This window comes from Chitinophagaceae bacterium, from assembly GCA_016713085.1.
Taxonomy (GTDB): Bacteria; Bacteroidota; Bacteroidia; order Chitinophagales; family Chitinophagaceae; genus Lacibacter.
Genome location: JADJPV010000002.1, coordinates 1084312 through 1105193 on the forward strand (window position 1 = coordinate 1084312; position 20882 = coordinate 1105193).

The 20882-nt window shown below is 39.4% G+C and carries 17 protein-coding genes and 1 pseudogene; 9 read left to right on the forward strand and 9 right to left on the reverse strand.

Annotated features, from left to right (window positions below; translation table 11 throughout):
• Position 1: 1 nt before the first annotated feature.
• Complete coding sequence (locus tag IPK31_17725; protein ID MBK8089611.1) at positions 2-715, forward strand: hypothetical protein; 714 nt, start codon at positions 2-4, stop codon at positions 713-715.
• Positions 716-768: 53 nt separating this feature from the next.
• On the opposite strand, the gene IPK31_17730 is transcribed toward IPK31_17725, so the two are convergent.
• On the reverse strand, positions 769-3738 hold the full coding sequence (locus IPK31_17730) for a S9 family peptidase (GenBank protein ID MBK8089612.1): 2970 nt from the start codon (positions 3736-3738) through the stop codon (positions 769-771).
• A gap of 81 nt (positions 3739-3819) precedes the next feature.
• Here IPK31_17730 and IPK31_17735 point away from each other — a divergent pair, with 81 nt between their 5' ends.
• Positions 3820-6270 (forward strand): TonB-dependent receptor, encoded by a 2451-nt coding sequence (locus IPK31_17735; GenBank protein MBK8089613.1) that lies wholly within the window; start codon positions 3820-3822, stop codon positions 6268-6270.
• On the opposite strand, the gene IPK31_17740 is transcribed toward IPK31_17735, so the two are convergent.
• The 4 genes from IPK31_17740 to IPK31_17755 all read right to left on the reverse strand — a co-directional run bounded on the left by IPK31_17740 (position 6271) and on the right by IPK31_17755 (position 9388).
• Positions 6271-6705: a phage tail protein gene (locus IPK31_17740; protein MBK8089614.1), complete on the reverse strand. Its 435-nt coding sequence runs from the start codon at positions 6703-6705 to the stop codon at positions 6271-6273.
• A gap of 152 nt (positions 6706-6857) precedes the next feature.
• A complete protein-coding gene (locus IPK31_17745) occupies positions 6858-7739 on the reverse strand; it encodes a DMT family transporter (GenBank protein MBK8089615.1) in 882 nt (293 codons plus the stop codon).
• 7 nt (positions 7740-7746) lie between these two features.
• Positions 7747-8544: a polyprenol monophosphomannose synthase gene (locus IPK31_17750; GenBank protein MBK8089616.1), complete on the reverse strand. Its 798-nt coding sequence runs from the start codon at positions 8542-8544 to the stop codon at positions 7747-7749.
• A 73-nt stretch (positions 8545-8617) separates the two neighbouring features.
• Entirely contained in the window at positions 8618-9388 is a 771-nt protein-coding gene (locus IPK31_17755) for a 3'-5' exonuclease (GenBank protein ID MBK8089617.1), read from the reverse strand.
• A 331-nt stretch (positions 9389-9719) separates the two neighbouring features.
• On the opposite strand from IPK31_17755, the gene ytxJ reads away from it, so the two are divergent.
• Positions 9720-10055, forward strand: a complete 336-nt coding sequence (ytxJ, locus tag IPK31_17760; protein MBK8089618.1) for a bacillithiol system redox-active protein YtxJ — start codon at positions 9720-9722, stop codon at positions 10053-10055.
• Between the two features lie 109 nt (positions 10056-10164).
• On the opposite strand, the pseudogene IPK31_17765 reads toward ytxJ, so the two are convergent.
• Positions 10165-12917, reverse strand: a pseudogene (locus IPK31_17765) (pyruvate, phosphate dikinase).
• A 419-nt stretch (positions 12918-13336) separates the two neighbouring features.
• Between IPK31_17765 and IPK31_17770 the strand changes: the two are divergent.
• Complete coding sequence (locus IPK31_17770; protein MBK8089619.1) at positions 13337-13945, forward strand: hypothetical protein; 609 nt, start codon at positions 13337-13339, stop codon at positions 13943-13945.
• A gap of 80 nt (positions 13946-14025) precedes the next feature.
• Entirely contained in the window at positions 14026-14757 is a 732-nt protein-coding gene (locus IPK31_17775) for an ankyrin repeat domain-containing protein (protein ID MBK8089620.1), read from the forward strand.
• 250 nt (positions 14758-15007) lie between these two features.
• On the opposite strand, the gene IPK31_17780 is transcribed toward IPK31_17775, so the two are convergent.
• The 3 genes from IPK31_17780 to IPK31_17790 form a co-directional block, all read right to left on the reverse strand.
• On the reverse strand, positions 15008-15694 hold the full coding sequence (locus tag IPK31_17780) for a nucleotidyl transferase AbiEii/AbiGii toxin family protein (GenBank protein ID MBK8089621.1): 687 nt from the start codon (positions 15692-15694) through the stop codon (positions 15008-15010).
• Positions 15695-15696: 2 nt separating this feature from the next.
• Positions 15697-16212, reverse strand: coding sequence for a hypothetical protein (locus tag IPK31_17785; protein MBK8089622.1), 516 nt, complete (start codon positions 16210-16212; stop codon positions 15697-15699).
• Between the two features lie 102 nt (positions 16213-16314).
• Entirely contained in the window at positions 16315-17541 is a 1227-nt protein-coding gene (locus IPK31_17790) for a metallophosphoesterase family protein (protein MBK8089623.1), read from the reverse strand.
• Positions 17542-17729: 188 nt separating this feature from the next.
• Here IPK31_17790 and IPK31_17795 point away from each other — a divergent pair, with 188 nt between their 5' ends.
• From IPK31_17795 to IPK31_17810, 4 genes are all read left to right on the forward strand, one after another.
• Positions 17730-18236 (forward strand): hypothetical protein, encoded by a 507-nt coding sequence (locus IPK31_17795; protein MBK8089624.1) that lies wholly within the window; start codon positions 17730-17732, stop codon positions 18234-18236.
• A 125-nt stretch (positions 18237-18361) separates the two neighbouring features.
• Entirely contained in the window at positions 18362-19444 is a 1083-nt protein-coding gene (locus tag IPK31_17800; GenBank protein ID MBK8089625.1) for an amidohydrolase, read from the forward strand.
• Between the two features lie 12 nt (positions 19445-19456).
• On the forward strand, positions 19457-19783 hold the full coding sequence (locus IPK31_17805; GenBank protein MBK8089626.1) for a hypothetical protein: 327 nt from the start codon (positions 19457-19459) through the stop codon (positions 19781-19783).
• Positions 19784-20172: 389 nt separating this feature from the next.
• Positions 20173-20880, forward strand: coding sequence for a TonB-dependent receptor plug domain-containing protein (locus IPK31_17810; GenBank protein ID MBK8089627.1), 708 nt, complete (start codon positions 20173-20175; stop codon positions 20878-20880).
• Positions 20881-20882: the final 2 nt, after the last annotated feature.

Genomic DNA, 20882 nt, shown 5'->3' on the forward strand with positions numbered 1-20882 from the left:
CATGAAGACATTATCCGAAACCTGGTTTGCAGATGGCTACATTGATTTTGAGTTAAAAAAATATACACTCCTCGCCTATTTGCAGCAAGTCAACAACTATTTTAATGAAGCCAAGCTTTATCCGCAGCTGGCCGATGTCATCTTTCACTATAACAATCTTGTTGCTTTCAGGGAGAACAAAAAATACCTGCAGGAGCAGTTTCCCAAAAAGCTCACCGGAATTCAACTGGAAAAACTGCAGATGCTGTATGAGCAGATGATTGAAGACGATGAACTGATGCAGGAACTGGAAACCATTATGCATTATTCTATTGCTGAAATGAAAAATACCATCAGCAGCGGAACAGAAATTTATGAAATGGTGGAGCAGAGCATCAGCATTCAGCCAATCGGCATTATTCCTTTAGACACAAGCGAAGGTTATTTATTTCTCCGCAGTACACATGAAAAGCAAACCAAAGTGTACCAGTACCGGCTTGGTTTTTTTGAACGTCACGATGAACACTACCGCACACTTAAAACAAATTTCGTTGACAGCTGGATCAGCAATATTGCCAACAGTTATGAAAATATCAAGGGCGAACTAATCCGCAGTAAAGCCCAGTTACATAACCCGGCAGTGTATTGTATTGAAACTAATTTGTCTTACCCGGTTGATGAAACCTTTTTACCAATTGCTAAACGGAGCTTTGTGAAATTTCTGGCTGCCGCATAAAATAACAAAGCCAACATTTTAAATGTTGGCTTTGTTATTTTGAGGCAATCTGTTTATTCTACTTTCAATCCCCAGTCAACTCCTTTCTTGATCGCAGGTACACCTTCACTCATCCACACTGGCATGGGTGCTTCTTTCAGGTAGTGATCAAAGAATTGTGCCAAACGAACAGACAAATCTTTTCTATTTCTGCGTTCAACCAAATTATGGTCTTCGTCATTGTATTGTAACAGCCACACTTTTTTATCTAATCTTCTCAATGCAGTAAAGTATTCAATACTCTGGTACCAGGGTACAGCACCATCTTTGTCATTATGCATCAGCAGCAATGGAGTTGTTACTTTGTCTGCTTTAAACAAAGGCGAATTCTTTGTGTAAAGATCAGGACGCTGCCATGGAGTAAAGCCAATACGTGTCTGTGATTTTTCATACTGGAACTGGCGGCTGATACCTGAACCCCAGCGAATACCACCGTATGCACTGAACATATTGCTTACCGGTGCACCTGCTCCGGCTGCTGCAAAGATGTTTGTTCTTGTAACTAAGTAGGCAACCTGGTAGCCTCCCCAGCTCTGACCCTGTATCGCCATCTTTGTACTGTCAACAAATTTCATTTTGCTGAGATATTTCGCTGCACTTACAACAGAGTTGTAGGCGCTTTCTCCCGGCTGACCGTTTTTGTAATAAATGTTTGGATCAAATACTAAATAACCATTGCTGGTAAAATATGCGATGTTGATCGTTGATGCACTTGGCGCAGGTGTACGGTAATTGTACCTGGTATCTGCATTCTTTTCATAGAAATAAAAAATAACAGGATATTTTTTAGTGGGATCAAAATTCTCCGGTTTGAATAACAAACCTTCAGATTCTTTTCCATCAAACATTTTCCATTTATGCAGCTCAACAGTATACCAGTTGTAACCTTTCTGCTGTTCATTAATTGTGCTTAATTGAACTGCTGATTTCTGATCCTGTGCGTTGGCAACTGTTGTTGAGAATAAAGAAGGACTCATTTGTGGAGTCATTGCAGTATACACCAGTGCATCACTGTTCTTTGCTTTTGCTGTTCCGCCAAATGCATTAAAGGCCATTGGGTTTGTTGCAGGTATTGTTTCGTTTAATAAAAACGGATCACCTGCTTTATATATAACCCAACCACTTCCTTTTTCCTTATTATCAAATGTATTCAGCAGTAAGGTTTGACCATTTTTAATAAACCTTTGCTCCCTGTCTAACACAGTATTGCGGAATGTAAGCTGTTTTTTACGACCGATTCCATTGGTAATACAAACAGGTTTTGTTGCACCGGTTGGATCAACTTTCCAGATATCAAACTTATCATACACATACATCGCTGCATCGTTTTCATGCCAGCCCATAATACCATGTGGCGGCGGATCATCGGGATGATCATCATCTTCATCATACAATGGAACTTTAATATCTTTTGTAGCGTTGATCGTTTTACCAGTTGCTATATCATACACAATATAGTTCCTACCCTTCCAATCATACCAGCCAACAAATTTTCCTTTGGGTGAAATAATTCCCCCGCCTCTTATTTTATCAGCAATCATTTTCCGTTCACCGGTTCTTACATTCACCAGGAACAGTTTTTGATAATTGAATTGCTCCCATTGATTTTGTACCCGGTAACCTTTAGTTGATTCACCTAATGCAATATCTCCATTGTCTTCATCAGCTAATTCAATGCGTTCAAGGTTTTCATCCGCTAAAGAAACAGTTGTATTAGCGTCATCATGAATAACAGACAAATAACTTCTGCGTAATTCCATTGTTGCCTGTAATAATTGCTGTGGCTGCAGTTCATCATCCTTGTAGTTCCATATATCGAGTCTTGCTGTTTCGAAATCAACAATGTTGGTATCCTTTGGCTGACGGACAGGTGTCAATCCAAAAAACAACCGTTTCCCGTTCTGACTGAATCTATTCATAAAATCAGGACTCACCGTCATGCCTGATTTTATACCTGCCGTTTTTCTGTCTGCTTTCAGTTTTGCACTGTCAAGCCCCGGCTTATAATACCATAGCTTATAAAATTTTCTCAATGCTTTGGCTACACTGTCTCTTTCTGCAACAAATGCCAGTTGATTTCCTTCTTCATCAAAAGCAAAATTCTTTGCCTCATTAAATCCTTTCATTACTGTATCAATCTTTCCTGTTGCAGTATTCATCCACAACACGGTTGCTCTTGATAAGGTATCCCCATTCTTTTTGGTTGTTTCAATCAAAAGTGCATTTCCTTTTTCACTGAAATAATAATCGCTCACTAATTTGAATTTCTTTTCCTCACCGGTTACTGTATTTCTTACAACCAGTTCAGTTCCTTCTTCCACCGGATCATCCGTAGGTTTAACTGCTCCAGGCTTTGTTTCTTTTTTAGCAGGTTGTAAAACAGTTAAGCCTTTTGTTTTTGCTTCATTGGCTTTGTTCTTTAAACTGTCGGCAATTCTCATCAGGGAGTCAGCCATTGAAACCATTTTATTAATCTGTGTCAGTGAATCAGGCTTGGCCTGTGGTTTAGCTGGTTCGGGCATCGTTTTTTCCATATGATAGGCAAGCCAGCCACTTCCTTTTTCCGGGGCTTTGTATGTTTTTACTTTGGCCACTTTCCAAACACTGTCTTTTCCGAATTCAACAATGGCAAGACTATCCTTTGGCATATCATCCGGTCTTTTCTTCTTAATTCTTGCATCTCTTGTGTCTTTAAATAACGGACGGATTTTGAATACCACAAAACGGCTGTCCTGTGTTATAAGTGAGTTATATCCTCTTGCTATTGATTTCTTGTATTTTCCGTCGGTTGACTGAATGATCAACTCGCCATCCCCTTCCTGCGGGTTAACCATGTAAAGCACCCATTTCCCATCATTACTTATCTGCGGACTTTGAATGCTCTGCCATTTGTCGTAAACCGAATGATCAAGCGGCTTTTTACTCTGGGCCATTGAAATCAATGGTAACATCAACAGGAATATTCCGGGAAATAGTTTTCTCATGTGCAATTATTTTTAGATTCGACAAGATAAATTAAACAATTTACACACTGTCTTGTTTTACACGAGTGGAATAAACAACTTATGAACAGAATTATAGCAGGCATAATCCTCCTCCTGATTGGATTTTCAAAACCCTTAGCTGCACAAAATAAAGGTGTTATTGCAGGTACAGTGATTGACAAAAGCAATCAGCTTCCGTTATACGGAGTAAGTATAAAAGTAGAAAATACTGAATTTGGAACGGTCACCGACTCGCTTGGCCGTTTCCGGATCATGAATATTGACACCCGTTCGTACAATATACTCTTCACCAGGGTTGGATATAAGTCGTACACCATTTTCAATGTAGTTCTTACTTCAGGAAATGAACTGAATTTTTCCATTGAACTGGAGCCGGAAATAAAATCAATTGGCGAGATAACAGTTACGGGAAGACGAACAGCAAAGGTTGCCACGCTTGAAACTCCCTTAAGCGTACAGCGCTTAACAACAGAAGAAATTAAAGCAAACCCCGGAGGCAACTTTGATATCAGCCGGGTGATCAATACCCTGCCGGGTGTTGGAGGAACTGCCGGAAGCGTTGGCGGCTTCAGGAATGATATCATCATCCGTGGAGGTGGCCCCGGCGAAAATGTTTTTTACTTAGATGGAATTGAAATTCCCGTTATTAACCATTTTGCCACACAGGGTTCCGGTGGCGGACCAACAGGTATTCTCAATGTGAGTTTTATTGAAGATGTAAAACTTTCCTCTTCGGCTTTTGATGCCCGTTATGATAATGCACTCAGCAGTGTGTTTGAATTCAAACAGAAAAAAGGAAGCAGCAGTCATGTACAGGGAAATGTGCGTTTAAGTGCTACAGAACTGGCTGCAACACTTGAAGGCCCATTAAGCAAAAGTAAAAAGACAACCTTTCTGGCAAGTGCACGCAGAAGTTACTTGCAGTTCCTGTTTAAAGCAATTGATTTACCCATCCGTCCCAACTACTGGGATTTTCAATACAAGGTTACTCACCAAATCAATAAGAAAACAACGTTGACTTTTTTAGGAGTTGGTGCAATTGATGAGTTCAGTTTTGCAGCACCATCTGAGTCAACACCGGAAAAAATTTATATTCTCAACAGCAACCCCAATATCAATCAATGGAACTATACAGTTGGTGCAGCATTGAAACGAAATATCAAAAACGGTTACATGAATTTCGCTTTGAGCCGGAATGCTTTCAACAATGGTATTACCCGTTTTGAAGATAATTTGAATCCAAAGCCATCGCAACAATCACTTGATCTTAACTCGAACGAAACAGAAAATAAATTCAGGTTTGATGTCAATCAAACTGTTGGTGGATGGAAACTGAGTTACGGTGCAGTTGTTCAATATGTGCAATTCAGCAATAATGGCTTTGCAAGAATCAGGGCTGAAGTAAGAGATACCAATAACAATATTATTCAGCCCGAAATCAAATCAACGTTCAACTCTTCAATCAATTTTGCAAGACTGGGAGCATTTGCACAGGCAGGGAAACGTTTCTTTGACAACAGGCTGGGTGTAAACTTCGGCATCCGAATGGATGGAAATACATTTACGGATAAAGGAATGAATTTGTTTCACAGCTTCAGTCCACGCATTGGACTGAGTTATGTGTTAAGTGATGAATGGACAGTAAATGCAAGCATTGGCCGCTATTATAAACTGGCACCATACACCATTCTTGGTTTTGAAAACAATGCAGGCAATCTTGTAAATAAAGATGCAAAATATCAGCGCAGCGATCATTATGTAATTGGCCTGGAATTTCTGCCAAAGAATACAACACGTTTTACAATAGAAGGCTTTTACAAACAGTATGGAAATATGCCGGTGAGTGTTCGTGACGGGGTAAACCTTGCTAACCGGGGCGGCGACTTTAATGTTTTAGGAAATGAAGATGTAATCAGTACGGGAAAAGGGAGAACTTATGGGGTTGAATTATTTGCACAACAGAAACTCACGAAACGTTTTTATGGCGTGTTCAGTTATACTTTGTTTGTAAGCCAATTCAGTGGTGCTGATAACAAGTATGTTTCAAGTGCATGGGATAACCGCCATCTCTTAAGTGTTACCTGGGGCTATAAATTTTCACGCAACTGGGAACTGGGTTTGAAGTTCCGTTTTCAGGGAGGAGCACCTTATACGCCATTTGATGAAACAGCCAGCAGGCAGAACTACCTGAGCTTAGGTGAAGGAGTTCTTGATAATGCAAAACTCAATCAAAACCGTTTGGATGTGTTTCATGCAAGTGATGTACGTATTGATAAAAAATGGAACTGGAAAAAAATGACCCTTGATGTTTTCCTGGATGTAAGCAATTGGTATTTGGCAAAGAGCCCGGCATTTCCACAATACACATTTAAACGTACGGCAGATAATTCAGCATTTGCAAGTACAAACAATAAACCCGTTGCTTTTGATGGCAGCAATGCAATTCCACTCATATTACAGAACAATGATCCCAGTGTAACGCCGACAATTGGTTTTATACTTGAGTTTTAATCAGGATGTTTCAATGCTGATTCCTTCATGGGTTAGCACAAGTGTTTCAACAGCAGGGTTACCATCGTTTGATAAAAGTACTGGCCCGAAATAATGAACAGGAAATGCATTCTTTAATTTCCATGTAACAACAGTTGCATGATCTTCATTTAATAAAGAAATCACTACATCTCTCCGTTCAATGGAATCGATGCGTTTCGTATTGATCCAGTCGAAGAATTCATTGTCGCCGGCAACAATACCACGCTTCAATATAATGTTTGAGAATTTTCGCAAGCCCGGCAGTTTTCTTGAGCTGTCTTCAGGACTTGACCCTTCACGGTAAGAAACAGCTTCAATTTCAATGTCCAGTCCGGATACTTCCATAAATCCGATTCTTGTACCACCCCATTGTACGTGGAAATGATAACGGCTCAGCATGTTTTGTGTTGACATAAGTATAGGTTTAATGATGAGAAAGAAAATTAAAACAAACAGCAGAATGATCAGCAGTAAAAGGATTGCAAACAACATACAGGCAGATTTATTAATTGCACCTGTTAAGTTAGAAAAGAATCACTTGAAAAAGAAGTACTCTTTTACGGGTATTAAGTGGTTCGTTTCTTCCATACCCTGAGTGTTTGAATCAACACACTCAGCAGAATTAAACTGATACCCAGGTAAAAACCTTTGCCCAAATCTTTGTTTTCATGATAAATAAAAAAGGCCAGGGCAATTCCATAAACCGGTTCAAGATTATAGGTAAGATTAGCAGTAAAAGCAGATATCTTTTTTAATGCACTCACAGATAATTGAAACGCAAGTACAGTACAAAATATAGACAGCATCAGTAACCAGAACCAATCGCTTACGGATGGAATTGCAGTCGAGGCCGGAGAAAATTGCAGATAAAAAGGAAGTAACAAACTTAACAGCAGCCATCCCCCGCCCAATTCATATAAAGTAAGATTAGCTGCCGGTACTTTCTGGATAATCCGTTTATTAAAGATTGGAAACAAGGTAGATAAGAATGCAGCTGCAACACCTAACAGTATCCCTGTTTTATACTGCACATCAAAATGAAACATAAGATAAATACCCAGCAGTACAAGCAGTCCAAGAAGAATTTCAAACAGATCAATTTTCCGTTTATAAATCATTGGCTCAAGTATAGCTGTAAACGACCCGGTTGCTGCAAAACAAACCAGAGCAATTGATATGTTGGCATATTTTATACTGCCGTAAAAGAACACCCAATGCAGGGCAATCATACCTCCTACAGAAATACATTGAAACAGGTACTTCCGTTCAATGCGGATACTTTTTTTACTGAATAAAAGAATGAGTAATAAAATAAGGGTTGAAAGCAACATCCGGTACCAAACCAGCCAGCCTTCGTTGAGATCAATTAAACGGCCAAGTACTCCTGTAAATCCTGCAAGAAAAACTGCAGTATGTAATTGCAGAAAAGCTTTGGTGGTTGCATTCATGAATCAATCAGGAATTGCTTTGAGCCACTACCTCATCGGGTGTGAATTTTGAAACAGGTTCCACTGTTTTCTTAATACGCACATGGTAGTTTTTAAAGAGGCTGTGCCAGCGGAGTTTTAATACGCCGAGTATTCCTTCTTTTACAATTCCTTTATTCATTTTACTTACACCCAGCTTGCGGTCAACAAAAGTGATGGGCACTTCTTTGATCTTAAACTTCAGTTTCCAGGAAGCAAATTTCATTTCAATCTGGAAAGCATATCCAACAAAACGGATGCCGTCAAGATCAATTGATTCGAGCACTTCCTTTTTATAACATACAAAGCCGGCAGTAGGATCCATCACCGGCATCCAGGTGATGATTCTTGTATAAAGTGACGCACCTTTTGAAAGTAAAATTCTGTTTTGCGGCCAGTTGGCAACTGCACCACCTTTTACATAACGGCTGCCAACTGCTACATCAGCACCTTCATATTTACAGGCATGTACCAAACGTTCAAGATCTGCTGGGTTATGACTGAAGTCAGCATCCATTTCACAAATGAACGCATAGCCTTTTTCAATGGCCCATTTAAAACCGTGAATATAAGCAGTGCCTAATCCAAGTTTACCTTTCCGCTCTTCAATAAATAATTTATCAGGAAATAATGTCTGAAGGTTTTTTACACTTTGAGCTGTTCCATCAGGAGAACCGTCATCAATAACCAATATGTGAAAATCATTGTGCAAAGTAAAAACTGCACGAATAATATTCTCAATATTTTCCTTCTCGTTATAGGTAGGTATGATGACTAATTTTTCCAATATGAATTATTTGCGTTGCAATATAGTTTATTTCAAAAAACAGTTGTTCTGTGTTAACAAAAAGCCCATTTGTTTAGTTCTTCTTTAACAGCGTACGGTTTAAAATTTCTGTCAGTTTTTGTTTGGTGTGAAGTGGAAAATCGCCTTTCATCATCCAGTCGTAATACTGTGGTTCCTGTTTTAATACCAGTGTAACAGGTTTTCCTTTATGCTTGCCGAAATTAAACACCTCCACTCCATTTTCCATTACAAAACGGCGGGCAAAATCCACAATCTGGTCATCACCGGTAAACTTCACAATCTCTTCCACACTCTTTCCAATTTGAGGATAGCGGCTTACCTGTGCCTCCAGTACTTCCCAGGTTGCAGTTGCATCAACCTCTGCACTGTGAGCACCGTCAAGTACTTTGTCACAATAGAATTTATAGGCAGCTGATAATGTCCTTTGCTCCATCATATGATACACACGCTGCACATCCAGTAACAGACGATCATTTAACTCAATATCCAGTCCTGCACGCAAAAATTCTTCTACGAGCAGAGGAATATCAAAACGGTTGGAATTATAACCTGCCAGGTCAGAATTAGCCATGAACATTTTTATTTCATTGGCGGCCTGTTTAAAGGTTGGGGCATCCTTCACCATTTCATTACTGATACCGTGTACTTCAGTTGCACCGGGAGGAATGGGCATTTCAGGATTAATCAGCTTCCGCTTTACCTGCCTGGTTCCATCGGGCATTATTTTAACGATTGCTATTTCTACAATACGGTCACTGCCGACGTTGATTCCGGTAGTTTCAAGATCAATCACGGACAGGGGGCGTTTCAGTTGTAAACTCATGGAATCACTTGTTGGTTGGTTATTTGGTTCAAAGCTGAGGGGAAGCTGGCTGCTCATGCGGCAAAAATAACTAAACAAATGCACCCAACAGTATCATAAACTGAGGAGTTTTACGTTCTTTATGCTGAAAAGTGTTGATTCTTAAAAAAGAAAGCTAATTTTACAGACCTCAAATCCGAACAAACATGAAAAAAATCATGACCGCCCTCTTAGTTGCCGCAGTTACAACGTTTATTTTCAGCTCATGCGCTGGTACACGTTCAAGCACCGGTTGCCCTACTTCAGCAAAAACAAAACCTTTCAGAGCCTGAGTTATTAATTGTGAAGAAATATGAACTGGATTCCGTTAAACTCCCCTGAAACACTGGAGCAATTAATCAATTTATCTCAGCAAAAGCCACAGGTTATTTTTAAACACAGCACCCGTTGCAGCATCAGCTCAGTGGCCAAAAGCCGTTTAGAAAAAAGCACCGCACCTGAAGAAGCTTCCTTTTATTATCTCGACCTCATCTCTTACCGTCAGCTTTCCAACTCTGTTGCGGAGCGTTTTGGTGTAGAACATGAATCACCCCAAATACTGCTGATTAAAGACGGAAAATGTGTGTACGATGAAAGCCATACCGGGATTAACATGAATGAGATCATTGAACAGCTTCAACTGAATTAAGCCATTTTTCTTTAACTGAATAAAATACTAAAGGCCACCTTGCGGTGGCCTTTACTTTTCGGGTCATAATCATTCAACTGCCTGTAGTATGAATTACTTCCCTGTTCTTTTATTTTCTTGGAAAATCGATTGCTGCATGTGCTGCGGCCAAACGTGCAATCGGCACACGGAATGGTGAACAGCTTACATAGTTCATTCCAATTCTGTGACAGAAAATTACACTTTCAGGATCGCCACCATGTTCACCGCAGATACCAATTTTCAGATTTGGTTTAGTAATACGTCCTCTTTCCACACCAATCTTTATCAGCTCACCAACACCACTCTGGTCAATTGTCTGGAATGGATCAGAAGGCAGCAATTTCAGATCAAGATATTTAGGCAGGAATCCACCAATATCATCACGGCTGAAACCAAAGCTCATCTGAGTTAAATCATTGGTACCAAAGCTGAAGAAATCGGCTTCTTCTGCCATGCTGTTTGCTTTCAAAGCAGCACGTGGAATTTCAATCATTGTTCCGTACAGGTAAGGAATTTTCTTCACACCCATTTTTCGCAGGTTTCCTTGTATACAGTATCAACAATTGCTTTCTGATGTCTCAGTTCGTGTTTACCGCAGGTAACAGGGATCATGATTTCAGGCATTGCTTTCTTACCTTTTTTGATCAGCTCAACAGTTGCTTCAAAAATGGCACGGATCTGCATTTCAGTAATTTCAGGATAGCTGATACCCAAACGCACACCTCTGTGACCAAGCATTGGGTTATTTTCATGTAAAGCCAGCACCCTTCTGTTAAGGATACTCATGCTGATACCTAACTCTTTACTCAGATGTTTTAATTTTTCTTTGTCATGAGGAACAAACTCATGCAGTGGCGGATCGAGCAGGCGGATGGTTACGGGATGTCCGTTCATTACCTCTAATGTTTCCTTAATATCTTTCTTCACATATTTGAACAATCCGTTCAATGCTTCACGTCTTTCTTTTTCAGTTTTACTTACAATCATTTTGCGCAGCAGGAACAATGGCTCATCACTTCCTTCGCCATAAAACATATGTTCTGTGCGGAACAATCCAATACCTTCTGCACCAAACTTGAAGCCCTGCATTGCATCACCGGGAGTTTCTGCATTGGTACGAACACCCATCACTTTCACTTTATCAACCAGCTTCATCAGGTTTTTATACGCCAGGTTTTTATCCAGGTCAATATCAACCAATGCCATACTGCCTAAATAAACCAACCCTTTTGTTCCGTCAAGACTTAACCAGTCACCTTCCTTAATATAAGTACCATCGTTGGCCTTGAATGATTTTGTTTCACTGTGAATTTCAATATCAGTGCAACCAACAATACAGCATTTGCCCCAGCCTCTTGCAACCAGTGCAGCATGCGATGTCATACCACCTTTCGTTGTAAGGATAGCCTGTGATTTATGCATACCATCTACATCTTCAGGTGAAGTTTCTTCTCTTACAAGAATCACTTTCTCTCCCCTGCTTGCCCACTCAACTGCATCGTTTGATGAAAAGACTACACGGCCTTTTGCACCACCCGGTCCTGCTGGTAAACCTTTTGCAATTGCTTTGGTTACTTTCTGTACTTCAGGATCAAGCATTGGCAGTAATAATTCAACTAATTGATTTGGCGCAACTCTCTTAACGGCAGTTTTTGCATCAATCAGTTTTGAATTAAACATATCGCTTGCAATTCTTACTGCAGCAACACCATTGCGTTTACCAACGCGGCACTGCAGCATGTACAGTTTGCCTTTTTCAATAGTAAACTCAATATCCTGCATGTCTTTATAATGTACTTCCAGTCTTCTTTGAATCTGGAACAATTCTTTATACACTTTTGGCATGGTTTCTTCCAGTGTAGGAAGATGTTTGCTCTGATCATTCTTTGAATAATCATTTACAGGAGCCGGAGTTCTGATACCAGCAACCACATCTTCACCCTGTGCATTTAATAAGTATTCACCATAGAATTTATTTTCACCATTACCGGGGTTTCTTGTAAACGCAACACCGGTAGCACTTGTATCGCCCATATTACCAAACACCATGGCCTGCACGTTTACAGCAGTTCCCCATTCGTCAGGAATATTTTCAATGCGGCGGTATTCAATTGCTCTCTTACCCATCCAGCTGCTGAACACAGCACCAATACTTCCCCACAATTGTTCCTGTGGATCTTCAGGGAAAGGTTTGCCTAATACTTTTATAATGGTTGCTTTAAAATCTTTTACCAAAGCTTTCAGTTCATCAACCGTAATATCTGTATCAAACTGGTAACCTTTTGTATGTTTTACTTTTTCTAATTTTTCATCTAATACTTTGCGGATGCCTTTACCACCTTTGGGTTCAATACCACCAGCTTTTTCCATTACCACATCAGCATACATCATAATCAAACGGCGGTATGCATCATAAGCAAAACGTGCATCACCCGATTGTTTAATCACACCTTCAATTGTTTTTTCATTCAGTCCAATATCCAGTACAGTTTCCATCATACCGGGCATTGATTTTCTTGCACCTGAACGAACAGAAACAAGCAATGGATTATTTACATCGCCGAATTTTTTTCCCATTTCCTTTTCAACAGCAGCCAGCGCTTTTTGAGCCTGTGCAGCCAGTTCAGCAGGATATTTCTTTTTGTTCTGATAATAATGCGTACACACTTCAGTAGTGAGTGTATAACCCGGAGGAACCGGTAAACGTAATTTTGGATGACCCGCCATTTCTGCCAGGTTCGCTCCCTTTCCGCCCAATAAGTTTTTCATGGATTCATTTCCATCGGCCTTTCCGCCGCCGAAAGAGTACACATACTTTGTTGCTCGTTTTACTGTTGCCATTGTTGAAATTATTTTTTGAATTTGAATGGAGGAAACTTTGCGTGGATCACTTTATTTTTTAGTTTCCCCGCATTTATTCCTGCTGTTTGCAATCTATCGGTAAAAGTAGAGGGGTGCATTTGGGCAAAGAATGATGTCAGGCACAAAAAAAGCTAATCATCGTCAGGAATTGGAATCTGCAACCTGATTATGATTAGGGCTGGAACCTGATATAAAGGCAGAGCTAAGAGTTAAAAGAGGGAAAGAAGAAGAAAGAGGAATACATGGTTGATACCAGCTTCAGCATTTTATAGCAGCATCGTTGCATCGCACTCTTGTACGTTTAGTTATTATTGGAGCAATGAATTATAAGAGAACATTGTGTGTGCTGATAAATCATAGCTTCGTATTTCTAACAGATCATGTAAAAAAACACTTCTATGGTAAAATCAATAATATTCATTTCTCTATTATTGTTAATTCAACCTGCCAAATCACAAACTATTGATGGGTTCTATACAACTCTTGAGCTTAATGGATTGGAAATAGACTCAGCTGGAAATATTTATTTCTATGGCATTGACTCATTTAAAACTGAAAAATGGTTTTATGAAGTATCAGTGGCAATTAGAGCGAATCAAATAACAATTGAAAAAAATCCAGTATTTTTTAAGGACAGTATCAAAAGCTATTCTGCTTCTGATGGTGGATTTATAACCTACAAAGGGATACTGACAAAACTTGGCGATACATATATTGCAAAGACAAAAATGTCGGACTACGATTATGTCGGATTTAGTTTTTTTGAAGCTCCTAAACTCACAGATGATTTTTACACGACGTTTGTTGACACTCCAGTTGTAAAAGAATTCCCAAAAGAAACAGAAAGAATGAGACTTGAAAAGTATGACAGAATAAAAAAGGATGGAGGCTATGTATATTTTCCAAAAGGCTTATTGCGGCAAGATTTAATAATTCGTCCAGATAAAAATGGGCTTTGGATTAATAATGTTTTTTACCGCCGTTCGAAACAAAAAATAAACAAATAATAGTAGCGACATCGCCTTGGTTCGCAAGATGGTGGTTATTATACCTCCGTTATTTTGTTTCCTTAAATAAACTTTTTTGCATGACTACATTTAGAATAGAAATAGGAAGTTTCATAATGGCTATCATGTTTTTATTTAGCAGTGGAAGTTGCCAAACTTCTCCGGCAAACGGGTTCAATACCAGGTTGTTTAAAAATACTCCCATATACCAAATCGCAAAGGCAATTGCAAAACAGGATACACTCTCTATTGAAGAAATGATCAGGAAAAATCCAACTCTTATAAGTTTTCAGGAACCTAAGTTTGGTGAATCTTTATTAGATTTTGCTGTAATAAATGATAAAATTAATTCTGTTGAAAAATTGCTCATGTTGGGTAGTGATCCAAATCTGAGGTCGCCTATTGATAACAGTACCCCTTTCCTGGATGCTTGCAGGTATTCTGGTTCGTTAGTAAATAGTGATGAAATCATAGCCTTACTTGTTAAGCATGGAGCAGAGGTCAATTCATCACAGTTCGACACAGCACATGATGAAACGAAGATTACTGCTTTGAAATTGGCATGCTATCATGGTAAGTTAAAAACCGTTCAAATATTAGTAGATAATGGCGCAAATTTAACGAGTTATCCTTATAATGAAGGTTCTCTCGTATGTGCTGCTTTATTAACAGATAAATTGGACATAGTAAAATATTTATTATTAGATAAAAAACTTCCCACGCCCTGGTTCGTGGCTTCACGAAACAGCATTAAACACATTATTATTCAACCTTTCGTTTCACAGTTTTATTTTATTGCAACTTATTTATAACCCCGACTTTTAAGTCGGGGTCAACTAAATCAATATGCGGCTTTAGCCATGATTAAATTTCATGGCTAAAGCCATTGCTCTTTTTTCACAACTCCCCCAACTTAAAAGTTGGCGTTATGAAATACAAGAGCGTCTGCACAGCAAGCCTGTTCAAAAGCTTCATAACTCTTCATTTCCCCCATAAAAAGCACCTAAACCGTTATCTGCAGCGTCCGCCTTACCATCAACAGTTATTATATAATTTGAGCACTTACTCCTTTTCTGAAATCCGTTTCAGCAGTTGTTCAATTTTTATGATTTGTTGTGGTGCATTTGCAGGCTCAAGATGCGCATACAACCCTTCTTCCAGGTTTGGATCACGCAATAACAGAGCGAACTCTTTTTGCAAATAACTTTTTACTGTTTCCGGAGCAGACAATAATGCTTCTTCCGCATCTGTATTGTTTTCGAGAACATAAACGATGTCTTCAAAATCACTGCTGAAACGATAATCGTTTTCCCCCCTGCCCTTAAATGCTTCGAGTTTGGAGGCTATAAAATAAGCCAGTGAGAAAATCTTTACCTCAACATCGTCGAGTTGAATTGTTTCTGCATGTTTAAATCCTGCCGGATACCACTTATTACTGAACCCAATCACTTCCGGTTCTGTAGGCATGATGTCAACAACAATACCCTGCATTTGATAACGGCAAATCACCCCGGAAGCTGCATCATTTATAAACCCTGCTTTTCGCAATTGTTCATCCAGTATAGCATAACCATTATAAGAAGCCAGTTCAATCACAACATCCACATCATCTGTTGGCCTTGCTTCGGCTGCAAAAGCACTTGCATACAGTGAAACTGTTGCCCCGCCAACAAACACTACCGGCTGTTGTAAAACCTGCAACATTCGGGCAACTGCTTTTATCCTGCTGATATTGATTTGATGCGACATCTTTATCTCTCCAGTTGTTTCCTGAGTAATTCTTCTGCTTTTTTAATTTCCCTCACCTTTCCCACTCTTATTACATCGCACAAAGCCAGTAAATCATAGAACAGTTCGTCCCTGGATGCTGCTTTAGTTGCTCCGGGGTACAGTGGCTCAATCAGCATTCCTCTTTCTTTTCCATTTGCATCAGGCCACACATATTTCTCTGCTGATGAAAAATACTTGCTCATTACCGGCGCAGATTGAGCTGTTGCCAACCCTTTCACCAATGATCCGGGAATAACAGGAAACACATATTTCATTCCATGCAGCAGGAAATCAAGTAATGTTTTATTGAAAACTCTTTTTTTAGATGGATCAACTAAGCCTGCAATGGCGGAACGGCCAAGTGATTCTGTAATTTCAGAAGGACTGATAAACAGTTCTGCGGCCAAATCCTTATTTAACCACGGCTCACTGCCTTTTGCTGCTATCTTTAATAACAAGGCAATATCATGAGGGCGCATTCCTTTGTGCTGTTTCATATCTGCTCTTTCGCTAAAAGTACTAAATTATTTGCGATTCGCAAATTGCGAATCGCAAATAGGAGCTGTTGCAACCGGCTTGTTATTTAAAATAAATCTTTTCTACCTCACCGCCTTCACCTTATACTCCCCAACCACAGTCCCATCATCCTTCAGCATTTCAACATGCAATTGTTCTTCGTTTGCTTTTACTTTAATTAATGTACGGTTGCCGGGCAAAGGTCCACCGCCAATGATCACCGGATAATCATGTACCGCTTTTACAGGAGGATGCACACCAAACACATGCTTATGACCAGAAATCACTATATCAACTTTATATTGATCAAACAAAGGAGAAAAAACTTTTTTGCAATGCTGCGATCCTTTATGCTCAAATGAATACTGCGGCGGAATATGCATCATCACTACCCTGTACTTTGCTTTTCGGTATTCTTCCGACTGCATGATCTTTTCCATCCATGCTGCCTGCTTTAACCTGTACGCATCCGAATCATCCCAACCCGTTTGTATTTCTTCTTCTCCTGAATCAAGCACAATGATGAAAACAGGCCCCAACTGATAAGTAAAGTACAAACCAGCCGGATTGGAAAAATAATCCTTCAGTCCGTGTGCAAACTTTCCCCGCATTTCATGATTGCCCCTTACAAACAGCATCGGCTTTTGCGTAGCAAATGTATCGGTACATGGTTTCAGCAAATGGTCAATGATCTGTTCTTCATCGCTTTGAAAATCGAACATGTCGCCATTCAGAAAAACAAAATCATAAGGATTGTTTTTATTCAGTTTAAGCAACAAAGGAAATGATTCGGGCCGGTCATGAATATCATTCAGCACCAACCAGCTTACTTCTTTTGCAGTATGATTAAAGGTTGTGAAAGAATATGTATCACTGTAAATAGTTTCACCATAGTTAATTGTATCCTCACCATCAAAATTTTTTATATGTTTCGATGCAACACGGTAATGATATACCGTTCCCGGCTTTAATTGTTCAAGATGAATTTCATGCACCCGGTTATACGCATTCACCAATCCATCTTTCACCAGCACAGCTTTCTGATCAAGCTTTCCTGCTTCACCATATTCAACCCAGCCAAAACTCAGCAGGTTACTGATCCAGCGGATGCTCACCCGTTCAGCTAAAATGGAATGCAGGTAAGGTTTGGTAAGAAATACATGTTTGCCGATGGGTGGCGGCACTACTTCTGATTCATCATTGGTGCAGCCTTTGAAATAAATAAATCCTACTGCACCAACACCTGCTACTTTCGCAGCATTGATGATAAATTTTCGACGATTTGAAGAAGATGGTTTTTGGTCTTCCATGTTTTGGTGGATACTGTTTAACGCTGAAAATCGCTTTTCATTTTATTTAAGATAAATCGAAAATAAGAAATTTAAAATTGGCAGGTTCGCTGAGCTGATTTTATTTCAACTTCATTTACACCCATTTCATTTTGGCCGTACAGCAACATGAGCAGAACTTACCTATATTTAATGATTTCCTTCATACTATGCCCACAACACGAACCAAAGACGGTTATCAGAAACAGGTTTATGATTTCATAAAGGATATTTATGTTGTTTGTCCCTCATGCAGCAGACAGGCAATCGTCAAAACCTCACAACTTTCAATCGGGAAAAAGAATGATCATGACATTAAATTGATTTGTACAAAGTGCGGATACAATAAACATCTTGCAGAAAAACCTGATTCAGTATTACATTCATCTCCCTACAAAATTATAACAGGTAAATATGTAGTTATGGGCGGAGCAATTGATCCTTATTTTCATCTGCCGCTCTGGCTCACAATTAATTGCTGTGATAATCTCTTGTGTGCTTATAATTACGAACACCTGGATTTCCTTAAAACGCATATAGAAGCAAAACTCAGGGAGAGAAATAATCAGGAAATGTCAAACAAAAGTTTAGGGAGCCGTCTTCCAAAATGGATGACCTCAAAAAAGAACAGGGAAACAATTTTAAAAGGATTGACCCAACTTCAAAACAAAGTTTAACAGCAGGATTGCAGATATCTGCAATCTGAGATTAATAATCCATAGATGCCCTTTTAAAAAATGACAAACGGAAACGATTCTGTTCAATTAGTTCCTTTCTTTGAACAACAATAAACAATCATCCCATGCACCGGATATTTATCATTGGCTCTTTCTTGCTGTCAATAGCAGCAACTGCCCAGCAGAAAATTGATTTCGAAACCTATAACCCGCCTTCTACCCTTGTTGTACCGAAGCATCCGGTTACAAAAGCAAAGTATCCATTTATTGATGTACACAATCACCAGTTCCAGATGCCAACAATGGATCTGAATACACTTACTGTTGAAATGGATAAGATGAATATGAGAGTAATGGTGACCCTGAGTGGCGGCAACGGAGAACAGATCAGCAAGGCCGCAAAGAATATCAACCAAAATAAACCCGGACGTTTTATTGTATTTGCAAATGTAGATTTTAAAGGTGTTGGTGAACCGGGATGGGGTGAAAAAGCTGCAAAGCAACTGGAAGAAGATGTAAAGAACGGAGCCAATGGATTGAAGATTTACAAGAGTCTCGGTTTTTCTGTAAAAGATATTAATGGCGTTCGTGTTCCGGTTGATGATGCAAGGCTTGATCCTGTGTGGAAGAAAGCTGGTGAATTAAAAATACCGGTGATTATTCATACAGCCGATCCTAAATCATTCTGGGATCCGTTAGATAATACCAACGAACGCTGGCTGGAGCTGATCATTAATCCCAACCGCAAACGTGGAGCAGATAATCCTGTGCCGTTTGAAACATTGATTGAAGAACAGCACAACCTCTTTAAGAAACACCGCAACACCACTTTCATTGCAGCGCATTTTGGATGGTATCCTAATGATTTGGCAAAGCTGGGTACATTGCTCGATGCCATGCCCAATGTAGTGGTGGAGTTTGGTGCTGTAATTGCTGAGCTGGGCCGTCAGCCGAAAATGGCGAAAGCCTTTTTTACCAAGTACCAGGATCGGATCCTGTTTGGAAAAGACAGCTGGGTCCCATCTGAATACGCTACATATTTCCGTGTGCTGGAAACCGAAGATGAATATTTTCCTTATCATAAAAAATATCATGCCTACTGGGCCATGTATGGCATGGGACTTCCCGATAATATTTTAAAGAAAGTGTATTACAAGAATGCGTTACGGATTATTCCGAATATTGATAAGAGTGGATGGCCGGAGTGAGAAGAAATTGAAATGTTGTTATTAGCAAAAACTTATTTACTGTATACCATGCTAAAAACGAACCTACTAAATATTGAAGAAATAATCGAACTTGTAAAACAACAAGAGCCTGATCGAAAGGACGTAATCGAAGGATTACAAAAATGTTCCGGAGGACTATGGACAAGCAATGGTTATTTTTCATTCATTGATAGTACTACTGCAAATCAAATTGGAGCCGAATGGCAGTTTGAAGAAAGCATAGTTTTAGAACAAGAAAATAAAGGAGATATTGTTTTAGATTTACTTAAAGACGGAAGAATTGGGGGTATTGAATTTATAGGCCTTATTGATCATTAATGCTGTTGTTGGCTAACCCTGCTAATCAACTATATATTTTGTATGGTTGATATTGATGAAAATATTAATACCGAAAGTAGCCCCAGACTGTCATTTTTTTCGCTTACTTACTCCATCAATTTCCTTTCTCTTCAACCCTGTGTTTACTATTACAAGCTGCACACGTCTCTAATTTTGCACAAAAAGTCTTCTTTATTAAGATAAACCCTTTTTAAGCAGCTTTTCTAATAAATAGATGATCTATTGGTAATACCGTTTGTAATTTCTGTGGTTTTTTTTAAACAAAAACCCAATATATTGCCAAACAAACTGAAACTCTAACCAAGTTGAAGTTATGCTTGTGTAAATCACCTGAAGCATATTATTAATCAACTAAACCAAAAACAAGTATGAGAAAACTTGCAATGCTTATTGCTTTGCTCCTGTGTTCCGTTTATATGATGGCACAGGACAAAACTGTTACGGGTAAAGTAACAGATGAGAAAGACGGAACTCCTCTTCCCGGTGTTTCTGTAATCGTTAAGGGAACCACCATTGGTACTTCTACAGGAGCAGACGGTACGTTCAAATTAAGTGTACCAAATTCTGCCAAAGCCTTATTAATTTCACTGGTTAACTACGTTGACTATGAAGTTGCAATTGGTAATAAAAGCAACTTTGAAGTGTCGCTTTCCTCTACTGCACAATCCCTTTCAGAAGTAGTGGTGGTTGCATATGGTACTCAAAAAAGAGAGTCCATTACAGGATCTGTTTCAACAATTGGTGCAAAGCAACTTGAGAACAGACTTACCACCAACCTGTCACAGGCACTTGCAGGTGCTGCACCTGGTATTGCTGCCACATCTGGCAACGGTCAGCCGGGTAGTTCTGCTGCCTTGCGAATCAGGGGTTTTGGTTCAGTGAATGCCAGCTCCGCCCCATTGTATGTGGTAGATGGGTTTCCTTATGGCGGTGCTATCGGCGATCTTAACACCAACGACATTGAAAGTATTTCGTTGCTGAAAGATGCCTCTTCAACTGCTTTGTATGGTGCACGTGCTGCCAACGGTGTGGTTTTAATTACTACAAAAAAGGAAAAGCGGGGACACCAAAAGTAAAT

Coding starts and splice junctions, on each gene's coding strand:
- IPK31_17775 (MBK8089620.1), top strand. CDS start 14,026: ATGACTACATTTAGAATAGAAATAGGAAGTTTCATAATGGCTATCATG.
- IPK31_17780 (MBK8089621.1), bottom strand. CDS start 15,694: ATGTCGCATCAAATCAATATCAGCAGGATAAAAGCAGTTGCCCGAATG.
- IPK31_17800 (MBK8089625.1), top strand. CDS start 18,362: ATGCACCGGATATTTATCATTGGCTCTTTCTTGCTGTCAATAGCAGCA.
- IPK31_17770 (MBK8089619.1), top strand. CDS start 13,337: ATGGTAAAATCAATAATATTCATTTCTCTATTATTGTTAATTCAACCT.
- IPK31_17735 (MBK8089613.1), top strand. CDS start 3,820: ATGAACAGAATTATAGCAGGCATAATCCTCCTCCTGATTGGATTTTCA.
- IPK31_17790 (MBK8089623.1), bottom strand. CDS start 17,541: ATGGAAGACCAAAAACCATCTTCTTCAAATCGTCGAAAATTTATCATC.
- ytxJ (MBK8089618.1), top strand. CDS start 9,720: ATGAACTGGATTCCGTTAAACTCCCCTGAAACACTGGAGCAATTAATC.
- IPK31_17810 (MBK8089627.1), top strand. CDS start 20,173: ATGAGAAAACTTGCAATGCTTATTGCTTTGCTCCTGTGTTCCGTTTAT.
- IPK31_17755 (MBK8089617.1), bottom strand. CDS start 9,388: ATGAGTTTACAACTGAAACGCCCCCTGTCCGTGATTGATCTTGAAACT.
- IPK31_17740 (MBK8089614.1), bottom strand. CDS start 6,705: ATGTCAACACAAAACATGCTGAGCCGTTATCATTTCCACGTACAATGG.
- IPK31_17795 (MBK8089624.1), top strand. CDS start 17,730: ATGCCCACAACACGAACCAAAGACGGTTATCAGAAACAGGTTTATGAT.
- IPK31_17785 (MBK8089622.1), bottom strand. CDS start 16,212: ATGAAACAGCACAAAGGAATGCGCCCTCATGATATTGCCTTGTTATTA.
- IPK31_17805 (MBK8089626.1), top strand. CDS start 19,457: ATGTTGTTATTAGCAAAAACTTATTTACTGTATACCATGCTAAAAACG.
- IPK31_17730 (MBK8089612.1), bottom strand. CDS start 3,738: ATGAGAAAACTATTTCCCGGAATATTCCTGTTGATGTTACCATTGATT.
- IPK31_17725 (MBK8089611.1), top strand. CDS start 2: ATGAAGACATTATCCGAAACCTGGTTTGCAGATGGCTACATTGATTTT.
- IPK31_17745 (MBK8089615.1), bottom strand. CDS start 7,739: ATGAATGCAACCACCAAAGCTTTTCTGCAATTACATACTGCAGTTTTT.